General features: G+C 72.0%; 11 protein-coding genes. 1 reads left to right on the forward strand and 10 read right to left on the reverse strand.

Features of this window, described 5'->3' with window-relative positions:
- Positions 1 to 56: 56 nt before the first annotated feature.
- The 9 genes from AC3DE3_RS11155 to mbhE all read right to left on the reverse strand — a co-directional run bounded on the left by AC3DE3_RS11155 (position 57) and on the right by mbhE (position 9751).
- Positions 57 to 1118, reverse strand: coding sequence for a phosphotransferase family protein (locus tag AC3DE3_RS11155; RefSeq protein ID WP_488370008.1), 1062 nt, complete (start codon positions 1116 to 1118; stop codon positions 57 to 59).
- Complete coding sequence (locus AC3DE3_RS11160) at positions 1115 to 2353, reverse strand: TIGR03857 family LLM class F420-dependent oxidoreductase (RefSeq protein WP_488370009.1); 1239 nt, start codon at positions 2351 to 2353, stop codon at positions 1115 to 1117. The genes AC3DE3_RS11155 and AC3DE3_RS11160 overlap by 4 nt, the downstream gene beginning before the upstream one ends.
- Before the next feature lie 103 nt (positions 2354 to 2456).
- Positions 2457 to 3842 (reverse strand): magnesium transporter, encoded by a 1386-nt coding sequence (gene mgtE / locus AC3DE3_RS11165; RefSeq protein ID WP_488370010.1) that lies wholly within the window; start codon positions 3840 to 3842, stop codon positions 2457 to 2459.
- A 1-nt stretch (position 3843) separates the two neighbouring features.
- Complete coding sequence (locus AC3DE3_RS11170) at positions 3844 to 4194, reverse strand: cation:proton antiporter (protein WP_260486539.1); 351 nt, start codon at positions 4192 to 4194, stop codon at positions 3844 to 3846.
- A 5-nt stretch (positions 4195 to 4199) separates the two neighbouring features.
- Positions 4200 to 4472, reverse strand: coding sequence for a monovalent cation/H+ antiporter complex subunit F (locus AC3DE3_RS11175; RefSeq protein WP_488370011.1), 273 nt, complete (start codon positions 4470 to 4472; stop codon positions 4200 to 4202).
- On the reverse strand, positions 4469 to 4801 hold the full coding sequence (locus AC3DE3_RS11180; protein ID WP_260486541.1) for a Na+/H+ antiporter subunit E: 333 nt from the start codon (positions 4799 to 4801) through the stop codon (positions 4469 to 4471). Before AC3DE3_RS11180 ends, AC3DE3_RS11175 begins: the two co-directional genes overlap by 4 nt.
- On the reverse strand, positions 4798 to 6387 hold the full coding sequence (locus tag AC3DE3_RS11185) for a proton-conducting transporter transmembrane domain-containing protein (protein ID WP_488370012.1): 1590 nt from the start codon (positions 6385 to 6387) through the stop codon (positions 4798 to 4800). The genes AC3DE3_RS11180 and AC3DE3_RS11185 overlap by 4 nt, the downstream gene beginning before the upstream one ends.
- The gene (locus tag AC3DE3_RS11190; RefSeq protein ID WP_260486543.1) at positions 6384 to 6716 is read right to left on the reverse strand and encodes a sodium:proton antiporter; all 333 of its coding nucleotides are present in this window, start codon (positions 6714 to 6716) and stop codon (positions 6384 to 6386) included. The genes AC3DE3_RS11185 and AC3DE3_RS11190 overlap by 4 nt, the downstream gene beginning before the upstream one ends.
- Positions 6713 to 9751, reverse strand: a complete 3039-nt coding sequence (gene mbhE, locus AC3DE3_RS11195; protein WP_488370013.1) for a hydrogen gas-evolving membrane-bound hydrogenase subunit E — start codon at positions 9749 to 9751, stop codon at positions 6713 to 6715. The genes AC3DE3_RS11190 and mbhE overlap by 4 nt, the downstream gene beginning before the upstream one ends.
- A 137-nt stretch (positions 9752 to 9888) precedes the next feature.
- Between mbhE and AC3DE3_RS11200 the strand changes: the two genes are divergently transcribed.
- Positions 9889 to 11358, forward strand: coding sequence for a hypothetical protein (locus tag AC3DE3_RS11200; RefSeq protein ID WP_488370014.1), 1470 nt, complete (start codon positions 9889 to 9891; stop codon positions 11356 to 11358).
- Between the two features lie 81 nt (positions 11359 to 11439).
- On the opposite strand, the gene AC3DE3_RS11205 is transcribed toward AC3DE3_RS11200, so the two are convergent.
- Positions 11440 to 13533 (reverse strand): acyl-CoA dehydrogenase family protein, encoded by a 2094-nt coding sequence (locus AC3DE3_RS11205; RefSeq protein ID WP_488370015.1) that lies wholly within the window; start codon positions 13531 to 13533, stop codon positions 11440 to 11442.
- Positions 13534 to 13592 lie beyond the last annotated feature (59 nt).

Here is a 13592-nt window from a genome sequence, read left to right on the forward strand (position 1 = left end):
CGATTGGACTAGCGAATCCGGGGGCGGGGTAGCGGATTTCGGTGTTTCGTGGTCGGTCAGCCGGCCCGGGCCACAGCCAGGGCGTCGTGATCGGCGATGGCCCGGCAGGACCGCCGCATGAGCTGGGCGAACATCTCGTCGCCGCGGTCCGTGCGCGTGCCGTACATCCAGCCGAAGATCCCCAGAACAGGTGTCTGGAGCAGGCCGTAGACGTAGTCGTCCCAGCAGGTCTCGGGGGAGTAGTCGGTGACGCCGTGGCCCAGCAGGGCACGGTGGTAGTCCGCCACGATGTCGCGCTCGGCGGCCCGCCGGTCGTCCACGGTGAGGCTCGAGGCGAGGAAGCCGCCCAGATCGCGCCCGGGCAACCCGACCGCCAGCGTCTGCCAATCGCAGGCCAGTGAGGGACGGTCCCCAGCCGGGTCCACCAGCATGTTGTCGGCCCGGTAGTCGGCGTGCAGGAGTGCGAACCGCTCGGCCCGCCCGTTGGACCACTGGGCGATCAGCGGGGCGATCCCCGCCATGATGCGGCGCTCGTCGTCGTCGAGTCTCTCGCCGAGCTCGGAGAGGAACGCCTCCAGGGCCGGCCCGCCGAGCTCCTGCAGGGTGACGTTGTCCTCGACGGTCGGCACCGACAGGCCCTCGATCTGCAGCAGGGAGGGGTCGCACCAGCGCGGGCCGTGGAGCCCGGCGAGGTTGACGGCGCAGTCGCGGGCCTGGTCGATCGTCAGCCCGGCGAGCTGGTCGCCCTGCACGAGCGGGGTGACGTCGTCGAGGACGAGCGTGAACTCGCCCTCCCGCTCGCCGAGCGCCGCGAACCGGGCCCGCGGGACACGCACGGCGACCGTCGGCGCGAGGTCGCGATAGAAGAGCACCTCGGTGCGGTACACGCCGTGCAGCAGCGGCCGCATGCCCTCGTCGGGGTTCGGCAACTTGACGAAGAGCGTCGGCGGGAGCCCCTCGGCGTCGACGTGCGCGAGCACGCAGCACCCGATCTGGCCGGTGCCGACGGGTTCCGTGCGCACCGACCGGACCTCGGTCCCGAGCACCTCGGACAGCCACCGGGCGGTGACCTCCTCCGGCGCGCAGACCACCTGCGGATTCGACGCGAGACTGGTCATGACGGGGTGTCCTTCCGGAGACGTGCGCTGGCGTGGGGTCGTGTGTCAGTGTCGGTGTCGGGGCGGTCACCGGTGTCGGGGTGTGCGGAGGCGGGATGTGCGGGCGCGGAGCGCGGGCGGATCCGGCCGGGATTGGGGTCGAGGTGGGCGAAGCGGCCCGGATCCCGGCGGCCCCGCCACTCGGCGAGCACCGGCGCGAGCTCGTCGGGAGTGGCGCCGTGCAGCACCACCGAGTCGACGCCGAGGGCGAGCTGGCCTTCGATGCGATCGGCGCAGTGGGCGGCGCTGCCGACCGCAGCCGTGGCGAGCCACTCGTCGGGCAGGACCTCCCGGGCGTGCCGCAGCAGGTCGAGGTCGTCGGTGGCGTCGAGCGCGCCCGCATGCGAGGACAGCCGCTCGTCGGCGCGGAACGCCTCGAGTCCCGCAGGGTCCCACCCGTTGACCCGGACCAGGACGTCTCCGTAGCCGGTGAGGTAGGTCGCCAACCGCCCGGCCAGCTTTCGCAGCCGCGAGGTCTCGTCGAGCGAGTCCTCGATGGTCGCCATCACCGACCAGATCCGCACCTCCGCCGGGTCGCGGCCGGCCTGCTCGGCGGACTCACGTACCAGGCGCACGCAGCGTTGCACCGCGGCGTCCGACATGAAGGTGTGGAGGACCACCCCGTCGGCGATCCGCCCGGCCAGTCGCAGCTGGTTGTCGCCCATCGCCATGAGCAGCACGGGGATGTCCTCGTCGAACGACGCATCCTGCATCAGGTACGGGTACGTGCCCGCCGGGCCGTCGTGGCCGATCACGGCGTCGCCGCTCCACAGCGTCCGGAAGAGGCCGATCGCGTCCTCGAGCTGCGCCGACGTCACGTGCGGCAGGCCCATGATGTCGAAGAGCAGGGGGATGCCGCGCCCCAGGCCGAACGCGTAGCGTCCGCCGGACATCCGGTGCAGAGTCGTGGCCATCGTCGCGGTGACCAGCGGGTGCCGGGTGTTGTGATTGGTCGCGGCGGTGCCCACGCCGATGCGGCGCGTCGCCGCCACCGCCGCGCCCGCCATCACCGCGGCGTCCTTGAGGGCGAACCGCTCGGACAGCAGGATCGATCCCAGTCCGAGTTCCTCGGCGCGTGCGGCCTCGGCGATGAGATCGGCCGGTGACGCACTGTGTCCGGCCAATCCGTAGCAGGCGAGCTCGGACATGGGCGGAGGGGCGGCAAGCGTCGGAGCAGGGGCAAAGTCGTGGGCCATGGACACCTTCGGCGAGGGCGGGACTGCGGCGGGGCCAGATGTGACACGTGTCACTCTAACGTCCGCGGGTCGCCGTCGACCGTGGTTTCGGAGCGCTTCCGGCCTACAGGCCCAGGACCGCCCGGGCGATGAGGAAGTAGACGATCAGACCGGTCGCGTCGACGAACGTCGTGATGAACGGATTGGAGAACACGGCCGGGTCGGCGCGCAGGGCCTGCGCGAGGAGGGGCATGAGCCCGCCCACGGTCGCCGCCACGGTGCACAGCACGAGCAGGGTCAGACCGATCACGACGCCCAGATCCGTCCCGTAGATCACCCCCGCGGCCAGCGCCCCGACCCCGCCCAGCACCAACCCCAGCGTGAACCCGGTCCGCACCTCCTGGGCCAGGACGCGCAGTCCGTCGCGGGGACGGACGTCACCCAGTGCGAGCGCGCGGGTCACGGTGGTGGCCGCCTGGTTACCGGTGTTGCCGCCGGTGCCGATGATGAGGGGCACGAACAGCGACAGTGCCACCACCTGCTCGATGGTCCCCTCGAACACCTCCAGCACCTGCACTGTGAGCGCGGCACCCAGGGCGAGGACCAGCAGCCACACCACACGTGAGCGCACCAGTGATCGCACCGGCGTCGCGAGGTAGGGCGCGCGCAGCGGCTCCGAACCGCCGGCCCGGGCGGTGTCCTCGGTCTCGGCGTCCTCGAGGACCCGCAGGGCGTCGTCGAAGGTGAGGATCCCGACCAGCCGGCCCTCGTCGTCGACGACCGGCATCGCGATGAGGCGCTCGTCCGCGGACCGACGCGCAGCGGTCTCGGCGGACTCGCGTGCGCGCGCGGTGATTGCGTCGTTCATCAGCTCGCGGACGGGCGTGGCCGGGTCGGCACGCATGATCGACCGCAAGCCCACGATCCCCACCAGCCGCCGCTGCTCGTCGGTGACGGGGATGGCGTAGATCGTCTCCGCCTCGTCGATCCGCTTCCGGACCCGCTGGAGGGTCTCACCGGCGGTGACGTCGGGGTGGGTGGAGACGAACTCCGGGCTCATCCGCCGCCCGACCGAACCGCTCGGGTAGTCGAGGACCGCGGAGGTGAGGGCCTGTTCGTCGTCGTCCAGTTCCCGCATGAGCCGGGTGGCCACGTGTGCCGGGAGCTCGTCGATCAGCCCGGCGCGGTCGTCGGGGTCGAGGTCGGTGAAGATCTGGCTGACGCGGTCCGTGTGAAGGGCCCGGATCAGCTCGGACTGCAGTGGCGGGTCGAGCGCCTCGAAGACCACGAGCGCGGTGCCCTTGGACAACAACCGGAACAGGACGGCCCGGTCCTTGGCGCCGCTGCGTTCGAGGACGTCGACGATGAGCCAGGGCGGCATCCCCTCGACCATGTCGGAGGCGGTCCGCAGATCCCCGCTGTCGATCAGGGTGTCGATACGGCGGGCGGCATCGGCCGGATCGCGCAGGCTCTGGTCGTGGGTGTCGAGTGCGTCCCCGGGCCCGATCATGTCAGTATTCCTCGGCGATGTCGTCGTAGGCGGTCAGCGGGTCGAGCCTGCCATCGGCGCGGTAGGCGGCGCGGGCCAGCGTCATCGAGGCCACGGTCGTCACCACCACCGTCGCACCGAGGGCCACCAACGCCATGATCAGCGGCACCCACCCGAACCCGGCCTTCACCTCGTGCACGTACGCCGCGAGGATGAACAGCATCATCCCCAGACCGGTCGCCACGGACAGGATGTTGATCCGGGTCAGGGCGTCACCGGCACGGGACATGGTCACCGCGGCCACCAGGAAGCACAGCGACCCGAGCAGGGCGGGTACCCCGACCAGCAGGTCCACGATCATCGAACCGTCCATCGCCGTCACCGTTGTCCCCGCGAGAGTAACCGCGCCAGGGCGACGGTCGAGAGCACCCCGATGAGCGACCCGAGCATCACCACGTCCAGCGCCACCGCCGACCCCTGACGGATGACGAACAGCACGAACAGTGCCACCGCACAGAAGAAGCTCAGATCGGCCATGACGGCGCGGTTGGCGTCGCCGGGCCCGCGCACCGCGCGGACCGCCGCCACCACCATGCTCACGAGGATGATCAGGGTCGACACGGCCAGCAGCACTGTGAGCAGCGGGCTCATTCGTCATCACCTCGCAGAACGGACAACACCCGGTTCTCCGTCTGACCGAGCAACTCGATCATCTCCTCCCGGGGTCCGCCGAGCACCACGTGGACCCACATCTCGTCGTCGCCGATGACGGTCACCAGCGTTCCGGGCGTGACTGTGATCGCCCAGGCCAGCGCGGTGACCTCGAGGTCGGTGCGGGAACGCATGGGGTAGCGCACCAGAACCGGCGTGCCGATCGGCCCGGGGGTGACGGCCTCTATCGCCAGGGCCCACGAGGACAATACGACGTTCCACAGGAGCCAACCCAGGACGAGCGGGGCCCGGAGCACGCGACGGATCACGGGCGACCCCCGATCGTCGAGTCGGTCATCGCATCCGGGCCGTCGAGCACGGCCGAGACGTACGCGTCGGTGTCGACGAGCCCGGCGACCGCCCGGTCCACCTCGGGGGCGATCGCCCCGTATCCCAGGAACATCGCCACCGACACGGCCGCGAGTGCGCCACCGGGCACGAGCAGGCGCGCCGGCACGCGCGGGGACGGGCGCGCCTCGTCGTCGTCGTTCTCGTCGTCGCGGCGCTGTCTCTCGTCGCTGTCGCCGCCGGCGCTGTCGCCGCCCGCGTCGGCGGCGCCGCGCGCAGGACCGCCCCACATGGTGCCGCGCCACAACCGGAGCATGGCGACCAACCCGATGAGGGAGGAGACGAGGACGACGACGACGGTGACGATCCCCCACGCGCCGCCCGCGCCGAGGGCCGCGGTCACGACCTCGAGCTTGCCGATCAGACCCGAGGTGGGGGGCAGTCCGACCAGGGCCGCGATCGCGAGCACCAGCAGCACCCCCAGTGGGCGTTCGCGGTACCAGAGCCCGGTCAGGCCGCCGAACTGCCCGCTGCGGTAGACATGCTCGGCGGCGCCGAACAGCATCACCAGCGCACCGATGGTGACCATGTGGTGGATCATGTAGACGATGGCACCGCCGGGGGCCTGTGCGACGGCGAGGGCGGCCAGGATGACGCCGACCCCGGAGACCATCTGCCACGCGAGGATCTCCCGGGTGCCGACGGGCGAGGCCGAGGCGACGGCACCCCACAGGGCGGTCACCAGGGCCACCACCAGCAGGACGCGGCCCCAGGCCGGGTCGAGGTCGAACGCGGTGGCCCAGATGCGGATCACCGCGTACAGGGCGACCTTGGTGTGCAGCGCGGAGAACAGTGCCATGACCCCGGCGGAGGTGCCGGGGTAGGCGCGGGGCAGCCATCCGTGGACCGGTACGGCACCGGCCTTGATGCACAGGGCCATCAGCACCACACCCAGCGCGGCGGCCACCCGGCCGTCCTCGCGCGCCGCACCCGCGAGGACGGCGAGGTTGACGCTCCCGGCGGAGGCGTACACGAAGCCGACACCCGCGAGCAGGAGCGTGGAGGTCAGCAGGTTGATCACGACGAACAGTCGCCCCACGCCGAGGCGGCGCCATGTGCCCGTCATGGCGATGAGCGCGTACGAGGGCAGCAGCATGACCTCGACGAAGACGAAGAGGTTGAACAGGTCGCCGGTGAGCAGCGCGCCGTTCGCCCCGGCGAGCAGCAGCAGGGCCAGCGGGGCGAAGTAGCGGCTCCGGCCGAACTCGCCGGTCTGATCGCAGAACACCAGGGACATCAGGGCCACCACGCCGGTGGTCACCAGCATGATCGCGGTGAAGGAATCGGAGACGAAGGGGATCGCCACGCCCGGGACGAACCCGCCCACCGCGACGGCGATCACGGGTTCGGAGCGGTGCAGCGCGAGGAGCAGTATCCCCGCGACCGCGGTCGCCACCGGGACCGCCATCGCCACGAGCCTGCCGGCGGTGCGTGACGGCAGGATGGCCGTGACGGCGGCGGCCATCACCGGGATCGCTGCCAACAGGGGCAGCAGCAGGGCGGTCACGGCGCGTCCTCCTCGCCGGTGGGCGGCACGTTGTGGGTGTCGTCGTCGCTGCTCACCACGGCGAGGGAGAGCATGAACACGGTGACCGCGAGCGTGATGACGATGGCGGTGAGGACGAACGCCTGGGGGAGCGGGTCCGCGGACACGTCGATCCCGTTGACCCCGGCGAGCGGTTCGGCCCGCCAGGCCGAGACCCCGGAGCTGAGCAGCATCAGGTTGACCGCGTGACTGATGAGCGCGAGCCCGAACACGACGCGGACCATCCCCCGCTGCATCATCAGGTAGACACCGCCCGCGGTGAGGACGCCGATCATGATCGCGATGGTCACCGGGCGACCTCCTCGCCGGCTCGGCGACCGCCCGCGGGGCCACTGTCGGTCCTGCGACCCCGGCGGCGTCCGGTGTCCGGCGCGTCCGGGCCGGGGACGACCTCGGCGGGGGCGCGGCCCGCGCCGAGCGTGTTGAACGCGGTCATGACCAGACCCAGGACGCCGGCGTAGACGCCGAGGTCGAAGATGAGGGCGCTGGAGAGGTGCTGGCCCGCGACGTACCAGTGGGCGGGCTCGAGGAACTGCCCGAGCGCGTAGCCACCTATCCCGGTGAGCCCCGCGAGGACCAGCCCGCCACCGATGAGCGCGACCGGGGTGGAGGGCCGGCTCACGGGACGGTCCGACTCGCGGGCCAGGTAGACGAGCGCGAACGCGCACGCGGCCACCAGCGCGGCGATGAACCCGCCACCGGGCTCGTTGTGTCCACGCCAGAGCAACATCACCGAGACCACCGCCAGGATCGGGGTGACCCCCTTCGCGAGCAGCCTGAGCGGCAAGGTGTTGCGGGCGGCGTCCTCCAACGCCTCCGCGGCGGTCCCGGTGCTCTGCACGCTGCCGGGCAGCGGATCGCGGTAGGGCTCGGCGTCGACGGCACGGGCGGTGGCCCGAACCGAACCCAGGACGCCGAGGATCGCGATACCGGCCACGCCCAGAACGGCGACCTCGCCGAAGGTGTCGAGCGCACGGAACTCCACGAGGATGGTGTTGACGACGTTGCTCCCGCCGGTGATCTCGGGCCCGTTCTCCAGCAGGTACATGCCGATGGGGGAACGGTCCCGACGACCCGTGAAGACCAGGGCGCCGATGGTCGCCGTGACGCCGGTGAGCAGGGCCAGGACGATGGCCGCGGTGTTCCTGGGACGTGAGGCGGGGATGAAGTCGCGGGGCAGGCGCCGCAGGACCAGCATGAACATGATGATCGTGAGCGCCTCGACCAGCAACTGGGTCAGGCCGACGTCGGGCGCCCCGAGGCCGAAGATCTGGATGGTCACGGCGATCCCGACCGCGCCCAGGAGGACGGCCGCGGACAGTCGGGACCGTGCGGTACACAACCCGACCACGCCGACCACGACGACGATCAGCAGCAGCACGTCGATCGACCGGTCGAGCCCGCCGACGCGCGGGGGGATCGAGGCGCCGGTCGCCAGCGCCCAGCCGCCGATCCCGACCGCGTAGACGGTCAGCACCGCGAGCAGCGCGCCGGCGTGACGGGCGGGCGAGTCCGACGCGGTGGGGCGGACCAGTGCACGGCCGGCGCGGGTGACCGCCGACATCAGACCCTCGAGGACGGAGGCACCGGTGAACGGCAGCAGTTCGCGGCTCAGTGCGCGGTCGAGCAGGGTGCGCTTCCAGACCAACAGCACGCCGACGAACAGGATCAGGGCGGTGAGCCCGACCTCGAGGGTCAACCCGTGCCACAGGACGAAGTGGGCCTCGAAATCGAGGTCAGCCTCGTCGGCGCCGGCGGGAAGGCTCCGGTACTCGGCGAACCCGCGCTCGGCCGGGGGCCAGCCGAACGGCCCGGCCGCGGCCTCGGCGACCGCCGACATCGGCACGTCGAAGACCCACACCACCAGCGCCAGCGGCAACCCGATCGCGGCGGGCAGGGCCGCGGGCAGCCAGAGCCGCACCGGGGCCTCGTGGACCCCGCCGGGGTCGGTCGCCGGCCGGGACGGGTCGCGGTAGACACCGAGGAACCCGCCGAGCACGATGCGGGCGCAGTAGAGGAAGGTGAGGATCGCCCCCACCACGGCGGCGGTCAACAGGGCCGCCACGGCCAGCGTGTCGCCGCCGGCGACGCCGCCGAACGCGATGAGCATGGACTCCTTGGACACGAAGCCCAGGGTGGGCGGGACGGCCGCCATGGCGCCCGCGCCGAGCACGGTGGCCCCGAACGTCCACGGCATGCGACGCCAGAGCGGGCCGAGGTCGCGGATATCGCGGGCCCCCGCCTCGTGATCGACCACGCCGACCAGCATGAACAGTCCGGACTTGAACAGGGCGTGGGCGACGGTGTGCAACGCGGCGGCGGCGAGCGCCTCCTGCGTCCCGACGCCGATCGCCGCGGTGATCCAGCCCAGCTGGCTCACGGTGGAGTACGCCATGAGCTGTTTGAGGTCGGTCTTCTGCAGCGCGAACACGGCCGCCATCACGGCGGTGCCCATGCCCACGGAGACCAGCAGCGCGTTCCACACCGGCACGTCGTGGAAGGCCGGGGAGAATCGCATGAACAGGAAGATCCCGGCCTTGACCACGGCCGCGGCGTGGAGATACGCGCTCACCGGGGTCGCCGCCGCCATCGCGTCGGGCAGCCAGAAGTGGAACGGGAACTGGGCGGACTTGGTGAACGCGGCCACCGCCACGGCGACCGCCACCGCCGCGGTGAAACCGGGGTCGGTGAACCACACGTCGTGGGCGAGGGCCCCCGAGATGGACGTGGTGCCGGTGCGCAGCCACATGGCCACGAGCGCGCCCAGGAGCACCAGGCCGCCGACGACGGTCACCGTGAGGGTGCGCAGCGCGGCGGCGTAGGCGGGGCGGCCCGAATTGGCGATGAGCGCGAACGAGGCCAGCGACGTGAGCTCCCAGCACACGTACAGCAGCACCATCGAGTCCGTGAGCACGAGGCCCAGCATGGAGACCGTGAACAGGGTCATGAGCTGGTAGAAGCCGTAGTGCTGGGGGCGCCGGGCGTGACTGTGCGCGCGCCCGTGCCCGTGGTCGCCGCCGGAGAGGTACGACGACGAGTAGATCAACACGATCGCGCCGATCACCAGCGCGAGCATCGCGAAGAGCAGACCCGTGGGGTCCGCGAACAGATCCAGCGTCCAGTCGCGGGCGGGCACCCAGGGAATGCGGACGACGGCGGTGGGCATCCCGGACAGGGCCAGCGAGAGGGGCGACAGCAGCGCGAACGCACCCGACAGATAGAGCACCGCGAGCGGCCAACCGGCACCTCGCCCGAGCCACCTGGTGAGCGGCCACGCGAGCAGTGCGGCCAGACCTGCAGCAGCGATCGCGAGGACGGGGCTCATGGCTCCTTCCTGCGCGGGACGTGGTGGCGAGGGTGCGTAGGTTTCGGGAAGCAGTCTATCAATCGCCTCGGACACGGAATCGGGGGCATGCCGGGTGACCTGCGGGAATGGGGCAGATCAGCGGTTACGCTCCCGATATGAGCCCCTCTGCGACCCCCTCGGAGACCTCGGAGAACAGCCCTGCCACGGACGCCCTGCCGGTGACGGAACCCGGTCCGGACGCCGCGCTCCGGGCGGACGACGACTCCGCGCCCCCGTCCGGCGGGCCCGGTCTCGGATCCGGGACCGGGCCCGCCCGGCGGCTACTGGGGCTGGTGCTGATCGTCCTGCCGCTCGTCCTCGCCGCCCTGTGGGCGGTGGTCGGCCCCGCCCCGGAGCGGGAGGAGGCCGCCGCCGGCGCCGGCGGACCGTTGCGATCGGCGCTCGCCGAGGCGTCGGCCAACTCGTCGTTCACCGTCGCCGGGACGGAGCAACTTCGCTCCGGGACCGCCGAACTCGCCGACGGGTCCGGGCAGCTGCGCGACGGCTCCGCCGAACTGGCCGCCGGGATGGAGCAGCTGCAGGCGGGGATGGGGCAGGCCGGATCCGGCGCCGGGGAGGTCGCGGGCGGCGTGCGTCAGGTCGTGGGCGCGGTCCGCGGGGTCGCCGTGATCCAGGGGCAGGTCTCCACCGCGATCGAGGACGCCCTGTCGCGCCTCCAAGGCGACGCCCCTGAGGTCGTGCAGGCACGCAACGCCCTCACCGGGCTGCGCGACCAGCTCGCCACCCAGGGGCTCGACCAGAACACACTGAGCAACCTCGACCAGCTCGATTCCGGCGCGGCCGAACTCGCCCGCCAGCTCTCCGCCCCGGGCGCCGAACTGCGTGACGGCATCTACTCCGCGACCCGCGGTGCCCGCGAACTCGCCGGCGGCGCGGGAGAGCTCGCGACCGGAGCCGAGGCCCTCCGCGACGGGGCGGCCGGCGTCGCCGACTCCGCCGGCCGTACGCAGGAGTCCATCGGTAAGACCGGGCGCGCCCTGGCCGCCGAACAGGGCGACGCGGGTCTGGAGGCCGCCGCGGCCGCCGACGACTCCGAGCGGCGCACCTCCGCCGGGATCCTCGGCGTGGCCGCGGCCGCCGTCCTCGGGGCGCTGCTCGTCCAGCTCGTCCGCCGGCCCGGCTCGTCGTTCGCCGAGTCGGTACTCGCGCTCGCCCTGCTCACCGCCGGCCTGTCCGCGTGGGCGCTGGCCACCGTGGACGGTCCTTCCGCGGGCGGGGCGGCTGCGGCCGTGGCGATCGTCGCCCTCGTCGTCGTCGCCTCTTCCGCCCTGTGGCGCGCACTCGTCGCGGTGCTCGGCCCCTGGCCCGGGCGGATCACGGCGGCGGTCTTCGCCGCTGCGTCGGCCGGCGTGGCGTGGTGGGTGTGGGTGGCCGGTGGTGCGCCGTCCGCCGTCGTCACCGTCACCTCCGCTACGACGACCGGGCAGGCCACCGCGGCGCTCGACGCGGTCCTGCTCGCCGGGCCCGCCTCCGTCGCGTGGACCGGCGCGGCGGTCCTCGCCGCGGTCGCGGTGTTCTCGCTGCTGGCGGTCCGCATCGCCGGACGGCCCCGGCTCCGACCCTAGGGACGACGGCCGCGGCCGACCCCGCGCGCCCTGAGGGGCGGCGCGGGGTCGGCGACGCGGAATCCGCGGAGCTCCGGCGGCTCAGTCGGCCAGGCCCACGACCTCGTGCTCCTCGGCGGGCTCATCGGTGATCGTGTCCACGCCACCGTCGGTGAGCATGGGCACGGTGAAGACGAACTCGGGAATCGCGAAGGCGTCGACCAGGGTGCGCGCCCGGCCCGCCAGCTTGGTGCACAGGCGGTTACGGGCCGCGGTGGCCGCCTTGGTGCGCTCGGTGGTCAGGCGGTTGTGCTCGAGGAACCAGCCCTTGTCGGCGTCCACGATGTCGAGGACGTAGAGGTCGCACAGCATCCCGAGGACCTCCTTGGCCTCCGGGTCCTCGCAGGCGTCCACGGCCTCCGCGAACCGGGCGAACACCCAGCTATCCATGTGGGCGCGGCCCGCCTGCAGCAAGTGGTCCTGGGCGGAGTTGAACACCTTGAACGCCGCCGAACCGTCCTGACCCTGCGCCTTGCGCAGGCGCCGCGCGACCGTCTCCAACAGGTGCTCCTCGCGGTCGACGAGGAGCTGGAGCTGGTTGCCGCGGTCGAGCAGGTCGGTGTGCTCGCGGTCGGTCACGGCGTCGACGAGCTTCTGCCACAGCGTGGAGGCCCGGGCCTTCTCCTGCACCACGTCCACGGCGGTGCTCAGGGCGAACGCGACGGTCTCGCGCTGGTCCATGTCACCGAACTCCGCCGCATAGGAGGTGAGCAGCTCCTTGCCCACCAGCTGCGTGAGGACGATGTTGTCGCCCTCGAACGTCGAGAAGACGTCGCAGTCCTTGCGCATCTCCGTGATCAGGTTCTCGGCCATGTACCCGGCGCCACCGCAGGCGAGACGCGCCTCGACGATCGCGTCGTTGGCGAACGCGGTGACCGAGGCCTTGATGCCCGCGGCGTGGGTCTCCATCTCGCGGCGACGGACCTCGTCGAAGGCGTCCGGGTTCTTCTCGAACTCGTCCAGTTCGAGGATGATCGCGTTCTGCGCACACGCGTAGGCGTACGCACGGGCGACCCGCGGCATGAGCCGACGCTGGTGCTCGCGGTACTCCAGCAGCGGGATGCCCTTGCCGGTTTCCGGGTGGTCGAACTGCCGGCGGACCAGCGAGTACCGCACGGCCAGCGCCAGCGCGGTGCGCGCGGACGCGCCGGCCGCCGCTCCCACCGACACGCGTCCGCGGATGAGCGTGCCGAGCATGGTGAAGAATCGGGCGCCGACCGAATCGATGGGGGAGGAGTACTCCCCGTCGGCGTCGACGGCGCCGAAGCGGTCGAGCAGTGCCTCACGCGGAACCCGCACGTCGTCGAACCAGATGCGGCCGTTGTCCACGCCCGCCAGCCCACCCTTGGGGCCGTGGTCGGTGGTGCGGACGCCCGGCAGGTCGTTTCCGGCCTCGTCCCGGATCGGCACCAGCAGGCAGTGGACACCGTGGCGGAGCTCCGAACCGTCGTCGGCCGTGGTGATCAGCTGGGCGAACACGGCCGCCATCCGGCCGTCGCGGGCGGCGTTGCCGATGTAGGCCTTCTCCGCGCTGGGCGTCGGGGTGTTGACGACGAACTCGCCGGTCTCCCGGTCGAACGTCGCCGTGGTCTCGAGGTTCTGCACGTCCGAACCCCCGCCGACCTCGGTCATCGCGAAGCAACCGAGCAGGTTGAGCGACATGACGTCCGGAAGGTACTTCTTACGGGTCTCGGCGTTACCCAGGTTGGCGATCGCGCCGCCGAACAGGCCCCACTGGACGCCGGCCTTGACCATCAGGGACAGGTCGAGGTGGCCGAGCATCTCGAAGGACGTCAGAGCGCCACCGGTGTCACCGGTCCCGCCGTCCTCCTCCCGGAAACCCAGCTTGGGGGTTCCGGAGTCGGCGAGGCGCTGGAGTTGCGTGAGTACGTGGTCGCGGTGCTCCTCCATGGTCAACCCGATCGGGTTGAGCATGTCCGGGGTCATGGATTCACGCGTCAACTCGCGGGCGTCGGCCCAGGTCCCGTCGAGGACCTTCTGCAGCGACGCCGCGAGGTCCGCGTCCCCCGCCCCGGTGGTGGTGATGCGGCCGTAGTTCGGGTGCACGGCGGGGCCGGCACCGGGTGCACTGTCCCCTGCGGCGGCGGCGTTCTGGACGTCGGTCTCGGAGGTCATGCCGACGACTCTACGGAGAGACCGCGCCGCTGTGCACCGGTAGAGCGGGCCCACGTGAG

The organism is Dietzia sp. IBK-p2-16D, from assembly GCF_057773085.1.